The sequence below is a fragment of the Kribbella sp. NBC_00382 genome, from assembly GCF_036067295.1.
GTDB lineage: Bacteria > Actinomycetota > Actinomycetes > Propionibacteriales > Kribbellaceae > Kribbella.
On record NZ_CP107954.1, the window covers coordinates 3,156,948 to 3,177,461 of the forward strand.

Sequence of the window (20,514 nt, forward strand, 5' to 3'; positions counted from 1 at the left end):
TCACATCCCCCGCTCGTGCAGCAGGAAGTCGCGCTTCACCCAGAACAGACCGTCCTGCACCCCATCCAGGCTGTCCGCCGCACGAGCCGCGATACCCCGCTCATCCACACCCCGCAGGCGATCGCACACCGCGCCGAAATCGTTCTGAAGACCCCGGACCACCTGCGACAGGTGCGCAAGCTCCACGATGGCCTCGTCGTCGGTCCGCACGTCCAGCGCCTGCGCCCACCCGTCCAGATCCCGACGCCGCGACATCAGATGAAGCCCTCCGCGCGAAGGACCCGGTTCGCCGTCCACGAACCCTCGTCGTCGCCCGGCTCGTCGTAGTCGTCGTCATCGAGCGGGTTGTCTTCCACTGTCGGATCGTCGTGGCGCTCCCAGGCCGTTCCCAGCTCGGGAGCAGGCTCGGTCGGTACGAACGGGATCGGCTCGTCCACTAGCGCCTCAAGGCATTGCAGGTGGTCGTGTTCGTGCCATTCGATCGTTCCGAACGCATCCACGAGGCTGCACGGCTCACCGTTCGGCAGAAGGCCCAGCTCCTCCGCCAAGTCCTGCCGAGCGCGCTCGATCACGTCGGCCAGCTCCGTCAACACTGCCAGGTCGTGAGCGAACAGCGTCACGCCGCCCGAGTAGTCCCCGACCGTGATCGTGACCCACGGCTTACCCGAACCTTCGGCCGCCGACCAGACCTTGTGCCCCAGGCCAGTCGCAGAACGGACGTGCGAGTTCACCGTCATCGACGGCACCACCTCGGCGACCACGGTCAGGCCGCCTTGTCAGCTGCAGCCGAACCGGCCTGCGTGCCCGGCATGGTCTTCGGTGCTTTGAGGCCCGTTGCTCGGAACGACCAACCCTGACGAGCGCGGCACCGGTGAGCCTTGCCGCCCTCAGGAGCAGCACACTGACGCGTGTCCACCCACGGTGACGCCGTCATGCCTTCCAGCTCGATCGGCGTGAACGGCAGGCCTGGCAGCGAAGCAGGCAGCACCGGCTGCACCTCACCCAGGAGCTTGATCGTGATCGTCCGGTCAGCCTTCTTGGCGTCTGGGTCGGGGTCCATGACCTCGACCTTCCAGACGAGCTGTTCGGTCTCCTTGTCCCGCGCCTGCACCGGCCGGTCCTTGCTGGACTTTTCGAAGTCGAGCTCAGGCTCAATCTGGCCTACGGCATACAGGCCGTAGGGGAACGCTTCGCCGAACCGGACCATCACCCGTCGCGGCATACCCATGAGTGGCTCCTCAGCTACCCTGTGATTCGTACCAACCTTTGGTACATCACCCACAATAGGTACCCATTGGCGGAGGGTCAAGGGGAATGGCACCATTTGTTGGGACAACTTCGGAAGGAAGCCACTATGGCTCAGTCAGATCCCCTCTACCAGCGCATCGCGAGCGAGCTGCGTGACCAGATCCGCAGCGGAGCGATTAAGGCCGGCGAGCGCCTTCCGACCGAACTGGAGTTGCGCGAGCAGTACGACGTATCTCGCAACACCGTGCGACTGGCGCTGGGGCTGCTCCAGAACGAAGGCATGATCACGAGCGTCCAGGGCAAAGGCACGATCGTGCGCGAGCAGATGATGCTCACCTATCACGCTGCCTGGGCCGAGAGTCGCGACAGAACAGCCAGCGATCAGACTGACGCGTTCAACGCGGAGATGAAGAACCAGGGTCGCAAGGGGGAGTACCGCGACTTTGAGATGCGGATCAAGTCTGCAAGCCCGGTGTTGGCCGCACGCCTCAACGTCGAAGAAGGGGACTCGCTCGTCTCGCGTGCGATCACCCGGTACGTCGACGGGCAGCCGTTCAGCCTCCAGGACAGCTACTACCCGATGGACATCGCGCAGGAATGCGGTCTGCTCTCTCCGCACGACGTGCCGGGCGGAGTCATTCGAGCGATGGCGGCCAAGGGGCACAAGGAGATCGGGTACGTGGATGAGCTGACTACCCGGATGCCGGTGCCTGACGAAGCTCGCAAGCTCGGGCTGACCACCGGTACGCCGGTTCTGGTCTACGTCCGGACGACCTACAGCGATAGCCGGCCATTGCGGCTCACGCTCACCATCTTTGCCGGGGACCGTAACCGAGTCGTCTACGAGATCGGCGACCTCCAGGCGTACACCCCAGTCGAGAACGGCGACGAGTCGTGATTGTCGAGCAGGCCACGATCGCGGACCTACCGGTCATCCTCGCGATGCGCCAGGAGGCGAGCGACTGGCTGGGCAAGAAGGGCATCAGGCAATGGGCTGTCGCCTGGCCCAACCCGGAACAGCAGTCCGAGCGGATCCTGTCGAGCATCCGATCAGGCGAGACATGGATGATCCGTACTGATGACGGCGACAACGCCGCGACTGTTGCCCTTGACTCCTTTTCTGATCCCCAGCTCTGGACGCCTGAGGAGCAGGCCGAACCGGCGATGTACCTGCACCGCTTGATCGTGCGCCGCAAATATTCCGGACTCGGCGACGACGTCATCGACTGGGCTTGCACCCGCGCCGGCCAACTGGGAAACCACTGGGTTCGTATCGACGTCTGGACGGACAACGTCGGCCTCCACCGCTACTACGAGAACCGCGGATTCAAGCACGTCCGCACCCTCGATCTCGCGCACTACCCGTCCGGCGCTCTCTTCCAACGCCCCGCGACGAACTGGCGAGCGGAGGCCGAATCTCGGGCCATCGCAGAGAAGCCGCAAACTCTGCCAACCCGCCGAGGCCGGTTCGAGTCCTTCGAGCGTGCTCTCTGGCCGGTGCTCCACACCGTCACCACCTGACCGATGTCTAGCCAGGTGAGAGGCTGGTTGCCGCAACTTCTCGCAACATCGATGACACGCAACTTCGCGGAACCCCAGACTTGGCAGCGCAAGCTCAAGCAACCGATGCAGACAGGGGATCATCATGAAACTCACACTCGTTGCAGGCGACCCGGAATCGGCTCCGAAGAACAGCCCCACCCTCTACAAGACCGACCGTGGAAGCTGGGTTGTGCAGGGCTGGGTCGTCGACGACCCTGACGCACTGACCACGCTGAACCTCCCGAACGGTGAAACGGCCGTTGAGATCCCGGACCGCATGATCCAGTTCTTCACCAACCCGTAGGACGACGGCGTGGATGAGATCACCGAAGATGCTTTCAACGAGCTGCTGACCGAGTTCAAGCGCAGCTCGGTGCATCTAGAGACGCGCGATGCGTACGGCACCGAGGTTGAACTGCCTCACATGGCGAAGTGGAAACGCGGCGAGCCGGACGACTTCGAGTGGCTGCAGGAGTGGTGTACAGAGCTAGGCGAACATGTTGCAGCAGGCCGGACGGTGCGCCGGGTGAAGATCGTCTCGGAACCACTCAGCGACTATCAGCGCTGGGTGTACGACGTGTTCACGCCCATCGTCGCGGCTGGTGAGGATATCCGCTGGCTGCCACGACGATGCGTTTCAACGTTGCGCATCCCTGGCAATGACTACTACTTGCTCGACAACGAGCGGGTGGTGTTTTTGCACTACGCCGGGTCCGGCTTGAATACGGCCTTCACGACAACAACTGACGCGTCCGTGGCTGAGATGTGCCGCGAGGCATTCGAGCAGGTGTGGGCGTTGGCGATACCGCACGGTGAATACAAACCCGAATAGCGCGACCCGAAAGGCGCAGGAGGCGTTGGGCCTGCGTCTTCGGGAACTGCGCAAGGATGCTGGGCTGACCGGTCGTGAGCTAGCCGCCGCGACCGGTTGGCATTTCACGCGTGTCTCGAAGCTGGAGCACGGCGTACAGGCACCCTCCAACGAGGACATCCGGCTGTGGTGCGAGGCGTGCTCCGCGGTGGACCAACTCGCGGACCTGGTCGCCCAGGCTCGCACGGTCGAGTCGATGTATCTGGAGTTCAAGCGGCAGACCCGCGCGGGCATGAAGCAGATGATGCTGGCGCCGGTGCCGTTGGAGGAACGAACCGAACGCTTCCTCATATACGAGCACCACGTCATCCCCGGGTTCTTCCAAACGGCCAGCTACACGCGGGCGATGCTCAAGTTCTGGTTCGGCTTCCTGGACGTACACGATGACATCGATGAGGCCGTGGCTGCCCGCATCGACCGCCAATCGGTCCTCTACGACAGCAGCAAGACGTTCGCTGTAATCCTCGAAGAAGCCGCCCTGTACACGCGTTTCGGCGACACTGACACGCTCGCCGGCCAGCTCGACCGCCTGCTGTCGGTCATGAGCCTGCCGAACGTTGCCTTTGGCATCGTGCCGCGCAATGTCGAGCGAAACGTGGTTGGACAGGTGAGCTTCTGGCTCTTCGATGACCAACTGGTGAGCCTAGAGACACCGACGGCCAGCATCGAGATCACCGCACCCCAAGAGGTGGCCATGTATGGGCGAATGTTCGACCACCTACGGCAGCCTGCGGTCTACGGGAAAGACGCCCGCGCGCTCGTCATCAAGGCGCAAAACGAGTTAGCCGACAGCAACTAATTGCAACTACCTATCCCGCGAACGGCCTAGGTCCCTAGCGTTTCACCATGACATCAGCAGGGACAACGCCGCGCGCCGGAGTGGAGTGGGGCGGCCAACCAGGCGACCAGCCGCACGGCACCGGATGGCCTTCACTGCACCCCGCCGAACGCTGCGATGGCGAGAACCCGATGACCGGCAGGCCCTGCATCAACGGCGACCACAAGGGCTACCACCGCGACAGCCTCGGTGCCGAGTGGCTCGATGACTAAGCGCCGCAACATACGCGGCCGGCAGATGCGCCGATGGGCATTCCGCACCACAGCAGTCGATCGACGCAACGGTGTCGGGCCAGACGGTGAGGACCCACGCCACGTCAGCCTCGTCCTTCCCTGGTGCGTCGAGGCGTACCTCATCCAGGGATCAGGCGATCCGCGACTGTCGTCCCGCAGATATCGACAGGTGGAGTTCTGCAACCTGAGCGCAGGACGCCGGAACACCCCATGACCAGCGGGACAGGTGCCGACCCCTGCATCTGCACCTGTCCCGCTGAACCACGCGTACTGCTAGTCCAAATCGAACTTGAGTATGCGTCGACTGACTGCCTGAAACTGGTCGACCGCAGCCACAGCCTCTGCTCGCGTACCGCTGACGAAAGCCCACTCATGTAGGCGAACCGCTGCCTCGACCGCTGCGTCGGAGACATCTTTCGGGCCGATGATGAGCACGAGGTTCATTGCTTCGATCACGCTGCGGTGAGGGCCTTCGTAGCCCATGTCACCAGGGCGGACCTGGTGCTCGTCTTCATACTCGTCGGTGGAATTGATCGTCTTCTGACAAGCAGCGGCAAACGAGACGTATGCGTCCTTGCGACTAGCGAAACGTGCTTCCTCGACCTCATGACGCCGCCGAACCTCATCACGGGCCGCCTGTCGCTTCTCACTCATCCTGTCTCGGACCATGGCGATACCACCCGCGAGAGCGATACCGGCGAGCGCGCTGATGGTCCCGACCCATGCCGATTGCACAAATCGAGCGTATCCCGAGTGTGATCCGCCAACCGATGTGCGACGGGTCTAGAAGCCTGCCAACCACGTCGGGCAACGGTAGTACCCCGTGACGGGATATTTGTCCGCCTGTGACAGGTCTATCGGCAGGCCACCCTCGATCGCGACGGGTCGCTCGTCGAGAGGGTCCGGGAGGGCTACTCGGCCTGCAAGTCCTCGACGTTCCGGTCCGGCGCGACCGAGGCGTAGATGGCATCAAGCCGCCGATATTCAGCATTGTCGAATTCTGGCGGTCCATTCGTAGCGATCATCGTGGTGTCCCAAAGTCGCCCGTTTGTGCTCGGTCGCGGGGTGAGCAGCACGCCGACACTCCACGGCCACATCGGACCCAGCGCGTTGGACTTCGCAAGGAATCGCTGCCGCCGATGCAGCAGCCAGGAACGGAACATCTCTTGGTAATAGCCCGTCAACGTCCCCATACAGGTGAATGACAGGTGCAGTTCGCCTTGGTCGACGTAGAGGAGGCGGTGTTCAACCCTGAGGGTCCCTGGCGGGGCATTGCCACAGGTGATGAGCCGCCGCAGCAGCAGGCGTCCCAACTCAGCTCTGGTAGCTACCGCCACCCGGTCGATGTGCGAGAGGATCTGGACTCGATCGGTCTCGTCGCCAGTGAAGTCGGTTCCTGCGATGTCCTCCAGGATCCGCTGGAAGACACGGAACCCGAGTTCGTCACTGGCGGACGTCGGATCCGTCGGCAACAGCGGGACGTTTACCGGATCGGCTCCACCGTCATTCATCCAGTCGGGCAAGCGACTAGGCAGAACATGGAGATCCTTGTTGGCGAGGTCGAAGTAGCGGTTGGTTTCTGAGCCCAACTCAGCGGGGTCGTCCTCGCCCGAGACGCGATGGATGTAGTCCACGACTGCGGATGCCGAACGCAATTGGTTCCAGAGGAACTCCCAGTCTCGACGTAGCATGACGACGCTCGGACCGTCAGCGTCCTTGGGCGGGACGACTTCTCTCGGAGGGTTCGGATGATCCAGGACGACGACAGCGACCCATTCCACCCGCTTGCCATCAAGGCGGACTGGACGACCCCGCAGATTGTCCAGCGTCACGTCTCCGGCTCTGAACGTCGACCGGATCGTTCCGCGTGCTTGTCTTAGTCCGACACCCGCATTCTTGAGCAGCCAGGATCGGGCGCGCTCGGGCGTGTCTGGCGTTGCAGAGGATCTCGCTTTGACCTGGAGTGCAATACCACGGAATCCGGAGACGATGGTCCCGTCGCCGATCTCTCGACGGCCGCTGCCCTTCGGAACAACTTTGGGCCGTAGCACGAAGTCCGGCAGCCCCCACCGACCTGCTACGGCGCGGGTGGCCCTCTCGACCTGCGTGCCGTATTCCTCGCCCGGGGGCAGTGCCTCCGCATCCGGGATCTCTCGGCCGACGATCCGCCCGTCCCGGAGCGCCAGATAAGTTAGCAGGCCGTCGTCGGTGCTGTAGATCGCCTGGCCTCGATCAGAGTCTTGGATTGCCTGGCGCGATTCCTGCTCTTGGCTCGGGTCATCGAACCGGACCGGCACCCATACCTCCGTGGGCTCCGAGGGCATGGAGGCGTCGAGTGCCTCCAACTTTCGGATCGACTCATCGGTGTTGAGTGAATCCTCGAGAATCTCGATAAACGTCCGGACGATCGTGAGGAGGGCATCCGTTCGTCGATCCAGGTTGTCGTCAGAGTCCACGGGCCATGGCGCAACGTTCAGGATCGGGTCGAAGTAGATGTTCGGGTTTCCGGTGAACATCACGTCCGGAAGACGCGGGCTGACTTTGAGAGTAGCCAGTCGCTTGGGATCTTCCAGCGTTCCGGGCTCATCGAGCGTGACCGCAGTCAGCGTGTAGCCCTCCGGCAGGTTGGGACGTGGGTCGGCTCGGCCAGCCCAGACCGAGATCAGCCGTCCGCCTGATTGCGCGCGGCGCAGCGCTAGAGCGAATTGCCGCATGTGGACGCCGAGATACTGGTCTTTCGCGAAGGGCTGTACGTCGCGAACCACGTTCACCTGATCGGGGCGGAGCCCCATGAGCCAGCCCTCATATGGAAGCTCATCGAACTCTGAAGCATCGAAGCACAGCGGCATTGAGTGCTTGTCGACCACGAGAGTTCCGAGCCCTACGTTGGCGATGGCCGCGGCTAAGACGGCTGCGTCCATCGCGCTCTTGACCTCAGCAAGCAGTGCGCCGGCCGCCTCATCGATGGTGCGCGACTGCAGCGCAGTCGGTCGATACGCGCACCAGATCTCCACCGTGTCCTCGCTCGACGTCTCAGGCCAGGCAGCAAACGGTCCACGATGCCGGATTTCGTCCCAGAGCCGGATGCACTCGCGCTGGTGCTCCAGAGCGCGATTCAAGTGGATACGAGCGCTCGCGAACAGACGAGGGACGCGAAGGTGATCGGGGGGCTCCGGCATGCGATAAGAATGGCCGACGCCACCGACAGTTCGGCAGATCAAGACACGAGCTGTACCACGCTCGAAGTGGCGCACGCGTCACATCACCGCATGACGTAGGAGCCCGTTTCAGTTTCGGGTGAACGGTGGACACAACGTCTGGTCAGCCCGCCCGACAGGAAGCCCAACCGCCCACGTGGGGAAGACTTCCTCGACCTCGACCTCGACCGCCATGTCGTCCTATGCACCAGGAGGCTACGGCGACCGCCCAGCCGTGCCACCCGAACACGACCGCAGCCTGTCATCGAAACGACCACGCATGCCGCGGTCCGATGCTCTCGCACTGTCGCAGATCACGGGTGTCGCACATCAGCCGACGGAGGACATCGAGTACATCCCGTGGTGCTGCCGAGTTGACCTCTTATGGATCAAGGGCGCGCCTCCGGCGCGCTAGGCCGGGCGCGCCCTCCGGGGCGCGGGCCCATGCGGCCTGCCGGCCGAACCCCGCGCCCCGGAGCCGACCCGGCCTGAGACCGGAGAACCCAGAACATGAGGAAGCGGCCAGAGGCCGTTTCAGGCACCTGACCGTAGGAGTTGGCCCCATCCCCCTGGCCGCTCGATTGTCCGGCCAGCACGACCCACGTCAAGAGCGCTCCGCGTCCCTGCGGGATCGAGCAAGCTCGACACTTGACATGCGCCGCGCTGACCTGGGTTAGCAGCTATCAGGGGGACGCGGCAGGTGTGGCGTTGGGGCGGCCATCAGTAGGCGGAAGCGTGGTGGTCGCCGCTTTCCATTGCTCTGTATCCGCCTCGACTTGAGCGAGGACACGCTTGCGCCGTTCTCGGAAATCCACGTAGTTGGCGTCGGTATTCGCGCTCATCGCGTCGAGTTCTTTCCGAGTCGCTTCGAGGCGAGCCGCGATAGCAAGCCGCGCTACCTGTTGGTGGCGGACTTCGCTGATGAATCGTTCCCGCTCATCGGTGTCCTCCCAGGCTGCCGCTCCAGATTCAAAGACGTCGAGGTCCCTGAGAATGGCCGCGTTCTCTCGCTCCATGGCGGCGTGGCGCTCCGACAATCGTCGGAGGCGTGGGATGTCCATCCAGCGCGTGAGTGCAATCTGGAAACCCAGACGAAGGTTCTTGGGTGAGAGTCGAGCAAAGCCCCGCGCATTTGAACGGACGAGGAACTCAATAGCAGGGGCGACGACAAGCGTGGTCATCCCAAGATAGATGCCCTGCTCGATGACGTCCGGCCAACCTGACCAGACCTCTCTTCCTGCGAGTGCCCGGAAACAGGCCGGCTCAGAGAACGCATAGATCAAGAGTGAGGCGCCCCATAGGAAGCCCTGTAGCCTCTTGATGCCTCGGTCTTCCCCAGGGACCCAGTTCTGCATGATCGCGCGAGCCTCGACGACGATAGCGAGGGCCAGGACCGGCATGGTCTGGGCGCTGGTGGCCCAGAAGTCTGATGGTGGCACGGAGCCAGTATCGGTCCCGCGATCGCCGTTGTGTTCCGTGCAACAAGGAATCAACCAGGCAACTGCCTGTACGGCATTGGCGCTGGTGGACCAGAAGCCAGTCATGGCACCACACCAAATCGGTCTTGGGGGGCGGGGCGTGCAACATCCGTGCAACTACGGATGGTCGCTGAGGGGGATTCACGGGTACTGGCGGTCGGCCCAGATGGGCCGGGTTCACGCTTAGAGATGGTGGTCAGGGGCGGTCTCGAACCGCCGACCTTCCGCTTTTCAGGCGGACGCTCTACCAGCTGAGCTACCTGACCGGGAGAGATAAATGGCGGCGGTGTGTGGACACCCGCCGCCACTCTCCTGGCGACCCAGACGGGACTCGAACCCGCGACCTCCGCCGTGACAGGGCGGCACGCTAACCAACTGCGCTACTGGGCCTAGCAACTCGATGATGCTACACCATCATTCGAGCCTTACTGACAACGGTCTTTTGACCGTATCCCCAACGGGATTCGAACCCGCGTTACCGCCTTGAAAGGGCAGCGTCCTAGGCCACTAGACGATGGGGACTCGGACCGCGGGAGCCGAAGCTCCGGGGACATCGGTAAGCATAGAGGAGGACGGCCCGAGGTCCAAAACGAGTTCTGGTGACGGCTGACACGTGGCGCGGGAGGTGAGGAAACCGGGCCGCGCCACGTGTCGTCAGGGGGTCAGCCGGCGTCCGGTGCGACCAGCAGAGGGAGCACCTTCTCGAAGCGCGCGGCGAAGACGCGGGACGGCAGGATGAGGCCCTGCGCGCGAGCCGACTCGGCGACGCCGAAGCCCCAGAGGGCGGCCCGGGAGCGCTGGTTCGGGGTGCCGTGGTGGCTCGGGGAGGTGAAGCCGCAGTCGCCGACCTGGGCGAACACCTGGACGAAGTCCTGCACCCGGCGCCACTTCATGTTCTCGCCGCGGCGGTGGGTCAGGAAGTACGCGCTGAACGCGTCCGCCATCAGCTCCGTACGCCGAGTCGCCTCGGGCGCCGGCAACGTCGACTGGAACAGCCCGTCCTCGTACTGGATGTGGTGACCGAACTCATGCCCGATGATCGCCTGGGTGACCACGTCCGAGAGCCCCACCAGTGCGAAGCCGTCCAGCACACCGTCCCCAACCACGATCCGGTCCGGCACCAGCCCGATCCCAGGCGTCGGCACGCCCTCCGAGCTGTTCGCGTAGGCGTTGAAGGTGAAGAGGGGAGCGTCACCGAACTGAAGAGCCGCAGTGTCGACCTGGCCGGCGATGAACGCCGCCGTGTTCGCCGAGAGGTCCGCCGGCTGGTGGTAGATGGTCGTGAAGACCTTCGTCACCCGGGCCTGGTCGAGCAGCATCCGGCCGTGCGCGGGCACCAACTGGATGTCCCGCGACTTGATGTCCCAGAAGCGACGAAGATCCTTGAAGGTCTGCGACGCCTTCTTGCTGTAGGTCCCCTTCGAGCCGAACGTGTACGGGCCGGGCGTGGACAGGTACACCGCCTCGGTCATCGGGATGTCGAAGAGGATCGCGTACGTCGCAGCCAGCCGCTGGTCCTGCGTCCAGTCCTGGATGCCGGCCGTGATCGCGTCGAGCACCGGCGGATTGGCGGTCGGGCAGTCGTACTGCGTGGGATCGATCACATCCAGTACTGCGGAACGCAGCGGACTGTCGTCGAGTCCGAGCCTGGCGCGAGCCTCAGCGGCCGCTTCACGCGCCGCGGGCAGCCCGGCGAGCAGTTGATCGGCAATGGACGAGTTAGGCGCCGAGACGGCGGCTACAGGCGCGGAGACGGCTGCAGAGGCGGAGACGGCTGCAGAGGCGGAGACGGCTGCAGAGGCGGAGACGGCGGCAGTAACCGGCAAGGCGAGTGAGGCCGGGAAGACGAGGGCGGCGAGGGCGGCCGCCCAGATTGTGCGTTTTCTCATGCGGGACTCCTGCGACAGGGGACGGAACCAGTTGGCCGTCAGTATTCGCAGGAGCCGACCCGTACTACGAGGGCTTTCGTTGTCAGAAACCGGCATGGCAAGAACCTGAAGCAGGCCGGCAAGTACTCGACGGCCCGTGTGGAGCGCATCACTAGGCTGGCGGAGTGATCGAGATGAGCCGGGCTGATTTCGAGTTGCTGGTGTCCGAGGCGCTGGATCAGGTGCCGACCGAGCTGGCGGCGTTGATCGACAACGTGGCGGTGTTCGTCGAGGACGACGCGCCGAGCAGCGATCCGCATCTGCTCGGGATCTACGAGGGCATCCCGCTGACCGAGCGCGGGCACTACTACGGCGGCGTACTACCGGACCGGATCACCATCTACCGCAACCCGACGCTGCAGATCTGCGAGACGGTCGAGGACGTCGTCGAAGAAGTCCACATCACCGTGGTGCACGAGATCGCCCACCACTTCGGCATCGACGACGCCCGCCTGCACCAACTCGGCTACGGCTAAAAGCCCTCAAGCCTTCAAAGCACCTAGGACCGCTTGAACAGCAGCTTCCAAGGCATCAGCGCCGACTCCAGCTGCACCTTCAGGCTCATCTTCGAAGCCCCGACGGTCCGCTCCTCGAACCGGATCGGCGTCTCCGCGATCCGCCGGCCCTGGCGCACCGTCCGGTAGTTCATCTCCACCTGGAACGAGTACCCGTTGCTCTGGATCGTCGACACGTCGATCGCGCGCAGCGTGTCCGCCTTCCACGCCTTGAAGCCCGCCGTGGCGTCCTTCACATGCAGGCGCAGAAGCGTGTTCACATACACATTCGCAAAGGCCGACAGCAGCCGTCGATGCCAGGCCCACTCCGCTGCGGCCTCGCCACCTTCGACGTACCGGGAACCGATCACCACGGCAGCGTCGGTCGTCTGCAGGATGTTGACCATGGTCGGGATCACCGAGGCCGGGTGCGACAGGTCGGCGTCCATCTGGATCACGATGTCGGCGTTCTCGTCGAGCGCCCGGCTGATCCCGGCGATGTAGGCGCGGCCGAGGCCGTCCTTCTCGGTCCGGTGCAGGACGGAGACCTCCGTCGGCGCGGCCTTGGCCAGCTCGTCGGCGACGTCGCCGGTGCCGTCGGGGGAGTTGTCGTCGACCACCAGCATCTGCAGCCCGGGCAGCTTCAGGTCGGACAGCAGCGCCGCCAGGACGGGCAGGTTCTCCCGCTCGTTGTAGGTCGGCACCACCACGATGATCTTGGCGCTCTCAGCCATTCTCATTCCTTCGTCAAAGCCTTCACCGGACACAGGACGCTATCGCATCAACTGTTCCAACCACGCAATGGTGACGTGATCAAAGATTGCAGTACGGCGTACGCGGGCTGATCAGGCGGGCCGGCGCCTTCGCGGTGGCCTGTGCGAGCAGGCCGCCGCGAAGGCGCTGGCGAGTGGGTTGGCGGACGGGTCAGCGGTCGGTCAGAAGGCGGCGGCCCACTGGTCGACCAGTTCGCTGACCATGTGCAGGGCCAGCAGGTGCATCTCCTGGATCCTCGCGGTCTCCTCGGCCGGTACGACGAGGGCCAGATCAGCCGCCGCCGCCAGGCCGATCCCGCGCCGGGAAGTGAAGGCCACCGAGCAGGCTCCGGCGTTTCGGGCCGCCTCCAGCCCCTTGACCACGGTCGGTGAGGTCCCGGACGTGCTGAAGCCGACGACCATGTCTCCCGGTCTGACGAGGGCCTGGACCTGCCGCGAGAACACGTCCTCGTACCCGTAGTCGTTGGCGATGCAACTGGTCACGGCCGCGTCCCCGACCAGGGCTACGGCGGGCAGCGGCCGCCGTTCCCTGAGGTAGCGGCCGATGAGTTCACCGACCAGGTGCTGTGCGTCGGCGGCGGATCCGCCGTTCCCGTACGTGTAGAGCACTCCGCCCATGTCCAGTCGGCGGATGAGCTCGTCGGCGATCGCCTGGATCGCGTCCAGCTGGCTGTGCATCGCCTCGGCGACCTCGGTGTGGCGCTCGAGCTGCCTGGCGATGACCCGGTCTACATAGAGTTGTGTCATGTGCCGGTGGTACGCCAGAAATTCAGTTTCTGGGAGCCGGTCCGGTAGATCCGCGGACAACAAGACGTGGCGCAACTCGCACGATTCGCCGTCTGGCGGGCAGTTCATCCCGGATTCTGGCCAGCAATAGTTGCGCAGCGCTACGGCCCAGATCCACAGTGTGCTGATCCACCGTGGTGATGCCCGGTTGGACCAGTGACATCCACGGCACGTCGTCATATGCGGCGAGGCTGATTTTGTTCGGTATCCGGAGTCTCCGGCGCTTCAATTCGGCCAGTGCGCCCTGCGCCAGCACGTTGTTGGCGGACAGGATCGCGGTCACGTGCTGCTCGTCGAGCAGCTTGCGGGTGGTCTCCTTGGCCGCCTCCGCGTCGAAGCTGGTGAAGACGATCAGGTCCTCGTCCAGCTCCAGACCGGCGTCCTCGTAGGCCGCCCGGAACCCGGCCAGCCGGCCCGCGCCGGTCGACCACTTGGTCTCGTCGATCAGCAGGCCGATCCGCTCGTGGCCGAGTCCGAGCAGGTGCTCGGTCAGCTCCCGCGCTCCGGCCTTGTTGTCGCTCAGGACGGCGTCGCCGCCGCGCCCGAGCTGCCGGTCGGCGGAGACCACGTGGATGCCGTTGTCCTGCAGCATCTTCGGGCAGGCGGCCGCGACCGGAGTCACGATCACCCCGGCCACCTGCATCGCCAGCAGCGTCTCCGCCGCGTGCATCTCCTCTTCAGGGTCGCCGTTGTCGTTCACCAGGATCATCTGGTGCCCCTCGAACCGGAGCACCTCCTCGATCCCGGCGGCCAGATCGGCGTAGAACGGGTTGCGCAGGTCGGAGATCAGTACGCCGATCGCGGTCGACGTCCGGCTGCGCAGGTTGCGGGCCATGTGGTTCGGCACGTAGCCGAGCCGCTGGGCGGCCGCCTGGACACGTTCGCGGACCTCTGGTGAGGCGTAGCCCCGGGTGTGCAGGGCGCGCGACACAGTCGACGGCGAGACGCCTGCCTCCCGGGCGACGTCCTGCACGGTCGGCCGGCTCTGTTGCTTCCTGGATTCCCCGGTCACACGCGTCATGTTAGGGCCAGTACCGCCAATTCGGGCCCCATTGGCTTCTATCGTGAGCAAAGCGCCGCCCAAGTGAGCGCTTGTACCCCGTATTCGCAGTCCTGGCACGGGGATGTCGATTGCCCGCTCAGCGTCCGCGGGCGGCTACAGACCGTTGCGCCAGCTGTTGTTGATCGCCACCCGCGCGTTCGGCGACCGCAGCCGGATCGTGGCCCAGACGAGTTTGCCGCCGATCGAGGTCGGATTGGCGCCCCACGCGGTCGCCAGTGTCGCGACGATGCCGAGTCCCAGCCCACCGTCGCGGACGCCCAGCGGACGGCGTACAGGCAGGTCAGGGCTGCCGTCCGAGACTGCGATGGTGAGTACCTGGCGGCGCAGCTCCAGGCGGAGGTCGGCGTCCGTGTGCGCGTGCCGGATCACGTTGGCCACCAGCTCCGAGGTGATCGCGACCGCGTCCTCGGAGAGGTCTTCGCAGTGCCACAGCTCGCAGACGGAGGCGACGAACCGGCGGGCGGTGGACGCGCTGTGCGACTCAGGAGCGAGCCTGAGCTTGCTGAGCTGCCGGGCCGGCGGGTTGCGGATGGACGCCAGCGCGGTGGCCAGGTCGGGGAAGACGGGGATGAAGCGGGAGATCAGCTCCGAGTGCCGTTGCAGCTCGTGGCTGCGGTTCCGGCCGGTGACGAGTACGAACGGAGTGCCGGACCAGTCCGCGACCTGCCGGGCGAGATTGGTGAAGACGCTGAGCGAGTAGGCGCGGGCCAGTACGAGATCTTGCAGCAGCACGATCACCGCTCCGGGCTGATCGGCCAGCCGGCGGGCGAGAAAGGTCCGCAACTGCGGAGCGGTGGTCAGTTCGAGAGTTCCCGACGGGCTGACCACGACCGCCTCCCCGACGGTCCGGACGCCGATCGCCAAGGAAGTCCTTCGACCCATAAGCATCCCCCTCCCCAATTGCCGCGACCCTTCCCCCGGTCGTGCGGCATCGTTGCCACCTCACTCGGCCACGGCCCAGCAGTTACAGAACGTCCCCACCCGCGACGTCAGCTAATCCTTTCCGGCCTGTCCGGTATCACATAGTGACCGCGGCGACGCCGTGAACTCACTGCTCGTCGACGGGCTCCATCGTCAACAGAGCGCCGCGCTGTTTGCCGTCTGCGGCGCGCAGTGCGCTGCAGAGCAGCCGTACGACGATCGCCCGCCCGCGCCGGTTCACCGCGTTCAACCGTGCCTCGCTGGTCTGGCCGGGATCGGTCAGCGCCTCGCGCACCAGCGGGCGGAGTACATCGGCCGGGAGTCCGACATCGAGGTTGAGCAGATGCTGCCCCTCGGCCTCGTCGCTGCGCACACCCCACAGCTCCTGGGCCGCCGCGTTCCAGGCCAGGATGCGCATCTCGAGGTCGACCACGATGACCCCAGAGGTGAAGGCGGTCAGCACCGCCTCGAGGAAGTTGTTCACGTCGTTCAGCTCGGTACTACGCTCGCGCACGGCCTCGTTGGTGATCTGGAGCTCGTCGTTGGCCGACTGCAGCTCCTCGTTCATCGTCTCGAGTTCCTCGTTGGTGGACTGAAGTTCCTCGTTGGTGGTCTCCAGTTCCTCCACCGTCGACTGGAGTTCCTCGTTGGTGGTTTCGAGTTCCTCGTTGGTGGATTGCAGTTCGGCGTTGGTCGACTCCAGCTGGCGACTGGCGCGCTCGACCTCGAGGCGCAGTGCGCGGGTCGCGCTGACGTCGTGGAAGACCACCGAGACGCCGAGCAGATCAGGACCGTCCAGGACCGGGATGAGGTGGACCTCGAACCAGTGCACGACCCCGCCGGGCCGGCCGAACTCCACCTCGGAGACCCGGACCGGTTTGCGCTCGGCCATCACCCGGTCCAGGTGACCCCGCAACGCGAGCGGCTGGTAGGACACCTCGAGCTCCCGCATCGGCCGGCCGAGGTCGCGCGGGGACAGCCCGAACAGGGTGGCCGCCTGGTCGCTCTGCATCACCAGGGTGTCGTCGACGCCGACCACGAGCTGGGCGATCGGGCTGGCGGCGAGAGCCAACTCGCGTAGCCGATCGACCAGCGGCTCGGGCTCGGGTACCTGCGGCGGCCGGCGGCCGGCCGTCATCGACCGGTCGGCCACCCGGCGGAACATCCGCTGCTTCAGGTCGATCGGCTCGAACAGCCGGGACCGCCCGAGCAGCATCTCGGCGCGGCCGAGAAAGAGCACGCCGCGCGGGACCAGCGCGAAGTGGAAGCGGTTCAGCACCCGCTGCTGGGTCTCGGCGTTGAAGTACATCAAGGTGTTGCGGCACAGCAGCAGGTCGACCCGGGAGATGGGCGCGTCCTGTACCAGGTCGTTGCGGCCGAAGATCACCGTGCGGCGCAGATCCGGGTGGAAGACGTACTGGTCGTTGCGGGGCTCGAAGTACTTGTCCCGCAGCTCGGCCGGCACGGCTTCCAGGTCGGCAGCCGAGTACGTCGCGTGCCGGGCCTGGTTCAGGGCGTCCTCGTCGATGTCGGTCGCATAGATCTTCACCTGCTTGAGGTAGGACTCCAGTCCCAGTTCCTCCGCCAGCAGGATCGCCAGGGAGTAGGCCTCCTGGCCGGACGAACAGCCCGTGCTCCAGGCCCGGAGCGAGTCGCCGGGGCTTCGTTCGGCCAGCAGCGCCGGTACCACCTCGGTGCGCAACCGGTCCCACGACTCCGGATCCCGGAAGAAGCCGGTGACGTTGATCAGAATCGTGTTGAACAGCGCGGTGAACTCGTTCGGGTCCACCTGCAGGAGGTCCAGGTACTCCTGGAAGCCGGTGACCCCGAGCTGGCCCATCCGGTGCCGGATCCGGCGCACCAGCCCGCTCCGCTTGTACCCGCCGAAGTCGAAGCCGCGGGACTCGCGAAGGTAGTCGAGCAGGGCATCGACCGCACCGGTGTCATCGTCGGTGTCCGGGGGAGTAGTGGTCACCCGGCCACGCTACTTCCCGTTGCGCCAGCCGTTGTTGAGCACCGCCGCCGTATCCGGGCCCGGGACCCGGAGCGTCGCCCAGACGACCTTTCCGCCGGTGGAGGTCGAATGGCAGCCCCAGGCCGTCGACAGGGCAGAGACGATGGCGAGACCGCGGCCGCCTTCCAGGGCATCGTTGCGCGGCTGCGGCGCCGGCAGGGTGGAGTCGCCGTCGCTGACCGCCACGGTCAGTAGTTGCCGGCGCAGTTCGAGACGCAGGACGGCATCGGTACGAGCATGGATGACCGAGTTGGCGACCAGCTCGGAGACGATCGCGACGGCGTTCTCCGCGACCTCCTCGCAGCGCCACAGCTCGCAGGTGGCGGCGACATACCGGCGGGCCACGCCGGCACTGCCGGATTGGGCGGCGAGCCGCAGCTTGGTCAGCTGCCGGGCCGGCGCCCGGTTGATCGAGGCGAGCGCCGAGGCGAGGTCCCGGAAGACGGGGATGAACCGCGCGGCCACCTCCGAATGCAGCTGGAGCTGACGATCCTGACCGCGGCCGATGACCAGGACCAGGGGGACCCCTGACCAGTCGGTGGTCTGCCGGGCCACGCTGGTGAACACACTGAGTGAGTACGCCCTGGCGAGGACAAGGTCCTGCAGCAGCACGATCACGGCCGCGGGCTGGTCCGCGAGTTGCTTGAGCAGGAACGTTCGCAACTGTGGAGCGGAGGCCACGTCGAGGACTCCGGACGGGCTCACCACGATCGCTTCGCCGACCGTCCGTACCGCTAACCGCAGGCGGTCAGTCCTGCTCATGGCCGGCTCCCTCGCGCGGCATCGGAGGAGTTGGCGCCGAGGTCAGCCACCGGCGCAGCACCAGGGCCGCGGCCGCGGTCTCGCCGACCGCTTCCTCGTACCTGCGGCTGAGCTCCGTGGTGCCACGAAGTCTGGCGGCCGCGGCCATTCGCCGGTTCAGCCCGGCCTTCTCCTCGAGGGTCCTCACTGCCAACCACAAGGCCACCTGGATCTCTTCATCGGGCGCGCCTGACGCCGAGTCCGATCCTTCACGGCATGTCTGGTCCTGCTGAGAGATCGGTAAAGCGGAAGTCTTCCCGCTTTCGGCCCGCGGCATGCTCAGTATCCGGCCCAGTTGTTGGCCGATCTCGGCCGCGGGAAGCACATGGTCGACCTGGACGTTGGTCAGCGCGCTGTCCGGCATCCCCCGGTACGCCGCCTCCTCGGGGTCCTGCACGATCGCCAGGCCGCCGTGGGCCTTGATCTCGACCAGCCCTGCAGTCCCGTCGTCCAGAGCACCAGACAGCACGACCCCGACGACTGAGCTGCCCCTGGTCCGGGCAGCCGACCGGAACAACGCGTCGATTCCCGGCCGATGGCCGCTCTCGGGTGGCCCCGCCGACAAGAGCATCCGGGTCTCGTCGACGAGCAGGTGGTGACCGGGTGGAGCGACGTACACGTGGCCCGGTTCGGTGATCGCGCCGTGGGTGGCCGACGTAGTCGGCAACCTGCCGACGGCGCCGAGGATTCCGGCCAGTGCGCTCGACCCGTCGGGCGCCATGTGCAGGACGATCAGCACGCTCGCGGCCAGGTCGGCCGGCAGCCGCTCCACCACGGACCGCAGTGCCTGCACGCCGCCGGCCGACGCCCCGATGACGACCAGTCCGGGGGGATTTCCCGAGCGGCTGACGGTCATCTCAGGTCCGGATGACCTCGACAGGCTCAGCCATGGCTCAGCGCGTCGTCGACGGAGGCGTAGATCCGGAATTCGCGGCCGAGGCCGGTGATGGTCAGCGGACGGTCGACCGGGCGGCCGACCCCGACCAATGCGAGATCGATGCCATGTTGCCCGGCCAGTTGCCGCGCCTCGACCAGATTTCCCAATCCGGCGGAGCTGCAGAACGTCACCGCGGACACGTCGATCAGCACCAGCCGGGCCGGTGGTGCGATCGCCGCCCGGATCGCTTCGGCGGCGAAATCGGTGGTGGCGATGTCGATCTCACCGGACAGCCGGACCACCAGGATGCCGGGCTGGATCCCCTCGGTGACGGCGCCGAACGTCGTCCGGATCATCTCGCCATCCCCCTGATCGGGCTGGATCGTCACGCTGTCTTCTCCCCCGGGTGCTCCTGCGACGCCGGTCGGTCCTGGCGCGGTGGAAGACAGCCCTGGTATCACCGTATGCCCGAACACTCCGGGGTCACAACGGTTGTTCTTCCGTGGACCCCGGACCAGTACCCGCCGAAGTTCTTGAGCACTGCAGCAGATGGACCACAGGAAGATGCCCGGGATGGCGACCCAGGCCGAGCTGACCATCCTGCAGAAGGCCCGTGGCAAGGCCCTCGACGAGCTGTTCCTGAGCCTGATGATCAAGCATCATGAGGGGGCCGGAGATCGCCACGATGAAGCAGTTGCAGAAGGAGTACTGACCCTGCCCACCATCGACGACCTGCTCAGCGAGATCGACGAAGCGGCGGACCCGGCGACTGCCGACACCCTCGCGCGCTACTTCCAGGTCAAACCCGGCGGCTACGGCGACGGCGACCGGATGATCGGCGTCAAACTCTCCACCCTGCGCGTCCTGCTGAAGCAGTACCTCCGGGCCGGCCTTCCTCTGCCGGACATCGAGAGAGCGCTGACCAGTCCGATCCACGAACACCGGCTCGCAGTCCTCTGCCTCTTGGCAGACCGCGCCTCCAGAGCCCTCAAGCCCCGTACTGCGAACCCCGCGGAGCTGACCGCGATCTACGACCTGTACCTGCGCAACACGAAGTTCATCGACAACTGGGACCTGGTCGACTGCAGCGCCCCCGAGATCGTCGGCGGCCAGCTGCTCGACCACCCTCGCGACCCGCTCTACCGATTGATTGCCTCCGGCAACCTCTGGGAACGCCGGATCGCTCTGGTGGCCACCCATCGCCTGATCCGCAGCGGCGAGACCGCCGACACCTTCGCCCTGGCCGAGCTGGTCCTCGACGACCGCGAAGACCTTATCCACAAGGCCTCCGGCTGGATGCTCCGCGAGGCCGGCAAGCACACCGCTCCCAACGAGCTGCTCGCCTTCCTCGACAAGCACGCGACCCGGATGCCCCGCACCATGCTCCGCTACGCGATCGAGCGCCTCCCCGCCGAGACCCGGAAGCACTACCTGCATCTCGGTCAGTGAC

Annotated in this window: 23 protein-coding genes and 3 tRNA genes; 8 read left to right on the forward strand and 18 right to left on the reverse strand. The window is 65.6% G+C overall.

What is annotated here, in order from left to right:
- Genes OHA70_RS15495 through OHA70_RS15505 form a run of 3 tightly spaced genes read right to left on the reverse strand, consistent with a single transcriptional unit; the run spans position 1 to position 1,228 of the window.
- Entirely contained in the window at positions 1 to 255 is a 255-nt protein-coding gene (locus OHA70_RS15495; RefSeq protein WP_328333032.1) for a hypothetical protein, read from the reverse strand.
- The gene (locus tag OHA70_RS15500; RefSeq protein ID WP_328333034.1) at positions 255 to 761 is read right to left on the reverse strand and encodes a hypothetical protein; all 507 of its coding nucleotides are present in this window, start codon (positions 759 to 761) and stop codon (positions 255 to 257) included. Before OHA70_RS15500 ends, OHA70_RS15495 begins: the two co-directional genes overlap by 1 nt.
- A gap of 2 nt (positions 762 to 763) precedes the next feature.
- A complete protein-coding gene (locus tag OHA70_RS15505; protein ID WP_328333035.1) occupies positions 764 to 1,228 on the reverse strand; it encodes a plasmid replication, integration and excision activator in 465 nt (154 codons plus the stop codon).
- A 126-nt stretch (positions 1,229 to 1,354) separates the two neighbouring features.
- Between OHA70_RS15505 and OHA70_RS15510 the strand changes: the two genes are divergently transcribed.
- The 6 genes from OHA70_RS15510 to OHA70_RS15535 all read left to right on the forward strand — a co-directional run bounded on the left by OHA70_RS15510 (position 1,355) and on the right by OHA70_RS15535 (position 4,711).
- Complete coding sequence (locus OHA70_RS15510) at positions 1,355 to 2,146, forward strand: GntR family transcriptional regulator (protein ID WP_328333037.1); 792 nt, start codon at positions 1,355 to 1,357, stop codon at positions 2,144 to 2,146.
- Positions 2,143 to 2,769 (forward strand): GNAT family N-acetyltransferase, encoded by a 627-nt coding sequence (locus OHA70_RS15515; RefSeq protein WP_328333039.1) that lies wholly within the window; start codon positions 2,143 to 2,145, stop codon positions 2,767 to 2,769. Before OHA70_RS15510 ends, OHA70_RS15515 begins: the two co-directional genes overlap by 4 nt.
- Before the next feature lie 124 nt (positions 2,770 to 2,893).
- Positions 2,894 to 3,094, forward strand: a complete 201-nt coding sequence (locus tag OHA70_RS15520) for a hypothetical protein (protein ID WP_328333041.1) — start codon at positions 2,894 to 2,896, stop codon at positions 3,092 to 3,094.
- A gap of 9 nt (positions 3,095 to 3,103) precedes the next feature.
- Positions 3,104 to 3,622, forward strand: a complete 519-nt coding sequence (locus OHA70_RS15525) for a DUF6879 family protein (protein WP_328333043.1) — start codon at positions 3,104 to 3,106, stop codon at positions 3,620 to 3,622.
- Entirely contained in the window at positions 3,603 to 4,460 is an 858-nt protein-coding gene (locus OHA70_RS15530) for a helix-turn-helix domain-containing protein (protein ID WP_328333045.1), read from the forward strand. The genes OHA70_RS15525 and OHA70_RS15530 overlap by 20 nt, the downstream gene beginning before the upstream one ends.
- A gap of 47 nt (positions 4,461 to 4,507) precedes the next feature.
- A complete protein-coding gene (locus OHA70_RS15535; RefSeq protein WP_328333047.1) occupies positions 4,508 to 4,711 on the forward strand; it encodes a hypothetical protein in 204 nt (67 codons plus the stop codon).
- A gap of 294 nt (positions 4,712 to 5,005) precedes the next feature.
- Here the strand turns inward: OHA70_RS15535 and OHA70_RS15540 are convergent, their stop codons facing one another.
- The 7 genes from OHA70_RS15540 to OHA70_RS15570 all read right to left on the reverse strand — a co-directional run bounded on the left by OHA70_RS15540 (position 5,006) and on the right by OHA70_RS15570 (position 11,296).
- Complete coding sequence (locus OHA70_RS15540) at positions 5,006 to 5,467, reverse strand: hypothetical protein (protein WP_328333049.1); 462 nt, start codon at positions 5,465 to 5,467, stop codon at positions 5,006 to 5,008.
- 176 nt (positions 5,468 to 5,643) lie between these two features.
- Positions 5,644 to 7,911 carry a hypothetical protein gene (locus OHA70_RS15545; protein WP_328333051.1) on the reverse strand — a complete coding sequence of 756 codons (2,268 nt, stop codon included), beginning with the start codon at positions 7,909 to 7,911 and terminating at the stop codon, positions 5,644 to 5,646.
- 701 nt (positions 7,912 to 8,612) lie between these two features.
- Positions 8,613 to 9,473 carry a hypothetical protein gene (locus OHA70_RS15550; RefSeq protein WP_328333053.1) on the reverse strand — a complete coding sequence of 287 codons (861 nt, stop codon included), beginning with the start codon at positions 9,471 to 9,473 and terminating at the stop codon, positions 8,613 to 8,615.
- A gap of 124 nt (positions 9,474 to 9,597) precedes the next feature.
- Positions 9,598 to 9,673 (reverse strand) — tRNA-Phe (locus tag OHA70_RS15555).
- 47 nt (positions 9,674 to 9,720) lie between these two features.
- Positions 9,721 to 9,797: transfer RNA gene (locus OHA70_RS15560), tRNA-Asp, on the reverse strand.
- 59 nt (positions 9,798 to 9,856) lie between these two features.
- Positions 9,857 to 9,929, reverse strand: a tRNA-Glu gene (locus OHA70_RS15565).
- A gap of 140 nt (positions 9,930 to 10,069) precedes the next feature.
- Entirely contained in the window at positions 10,070 to 11,296 is a 1,227-nt protein-coding gene (locus OHA70_RS15570) for a hypothetical protein (protein ID WP_328333055.1), read from the reverse strand.
- A gap of 164 nt (positions 11,297 to 11,460) precedes the next feature.
- Here OHA70_RS15570 and OHA70_RS15575 point away from each other — a divergent pair, with 164 nt between their 5' ends.
- Positions 11,461 to 11,811 carry a metallopeptidase family protein gene (locus OHA70_RS15575; RefSeq protein ID WP_328333057.1) on the forward strand — a complete coding sequence of 117 codons (351 nt, stop codon included), beginning with the start codon at positions 11,461 to 11,463 and terminating at the stop codon, positions 11,809 to 11,811.
- Between the two features lie 23 nt (positions 11,812 to 11,834).
- Here OHA70_RS15575 and OHA70_RS15580 read toward each other — a convergent pair whose 3' ends face one another.
- The 8 genes from OHA70_RS15580 to OHA70_RS15615 form a co-directional block, all read right to left on the reverse strand.
- On the reverse strand, positions 11,835 to 12,563 hold the full coding sequence (locus OHA70_RS15580; protein WP_328333059.1) for a polyprenol monophosphomannose synthase: 729 nt from the start codon (positions 12,561 to 12,563) through the stop codon (positions 11,835 to 11,837).
- Between the two features lie 201 nt (positions 12,564 to 12,764).
- On the reverse strand, positions 12,765 to 13,349 hold the full coding sequence (locus OHA70_RS15585; RefSeq protein WP_328333061.1) for a D-sedoheptulose-7-phosphate isomerase: 585 nt from the start codon (positions 13,347 to 13,349) through the stop codon (positions 12,765 to 12,767).
- Between the two features lie 22 nt (positions 13,350 to 13,371).
- Entirely contained in the window at positions 13,372 to 14,400 is a 1,029-nt protein-coding gene (locus tag OHA70_RS15590) for a LacI family DNA-binding transcriptional regulator (RefSeq protein WP_328333063.1), read from the reverse strand.
- A 144-nt stretch (positions 14,401 to 14,544) separates the two neighbouring features.
- Positions 14,545 to 15,333, reverse strand: coding sequence for an ATP-binding protein (locus tag OHA70_RS15595; RefSeq protein WP_328333064.1), 789 nt, complete (start codon positions 15,331 to 15,333; stop codon positions 14,545 to 14,547).
- 166 nt (positions 15,334 to 15,499) lie between these two features.
- Positions 15,500 to 17,347, reverse strand: a complete 1,848-nt coding sequence (locus OHA70_RS15600; RefSeq protein WP_328333066.1) for a CheR family methyltransferase — start codon at positions 17,345 to 17,347, stop codon at positions 15,500 to 15,502.
- A 9-nt stretch (positions 17,348 to 17,356) separates the two neighbouring features.
- Complete coding sequence (locus OHA70_RS15605) at positions 17,357 to 18,148, reverse strand: ATP-binding protein (RefSeq protein WP_328333068.1); 792 nt, start codon at positions 18,146 to 18,148, stop codon at positions 17,357 to 17,359.
- Positions 18,135 to 19,043 (reverse strand): chemotaxis protein CheB, encoded by a 909-nt coding sequence (locus OHA70_RS15610; protein ID WP_328333070.1) that lies wholly within the window; start codon positions 19,041 to 19,043, stop codon positions 18,135 to 18,137. The genes OHA70_RS15605 and OHA70_RS15610 overlap by 14 nt, the downstream gene beginning before the upstream one ends.
- A 26-nt stretch (positions 19,044 to 19,069) precedes the next feature.
- Positions 19,070 to 19,453: an STAS domain-containing protein gene (locus OHA70_RS15615; protein WP_328333072.1), complete on the reverse strand. Its 384-nt coding sequence runs from the start codon at positions 19,451 to 19,453 to the stop codon at positions 19,070 to 19,072.
- Between the two features lie 160 nt (positions 19,454 to 19,613).
- Here OHA70_RS15615 and OHA70_RS15620 point away from each other — a divergent pair, with 160 nt between their 5' ends.
- A complete protein-coding gene (locus OHA70_RS15620) occupies positions 19,614 to 20,513 on the forward strand; it encodes a DNA alkylation repair protein (protein WP_328333074.1) in 900 nt (299 codons plus the stop codon).
- The last annotated feature ends 1 nt before the right edge of the window (position 20,514 follow it).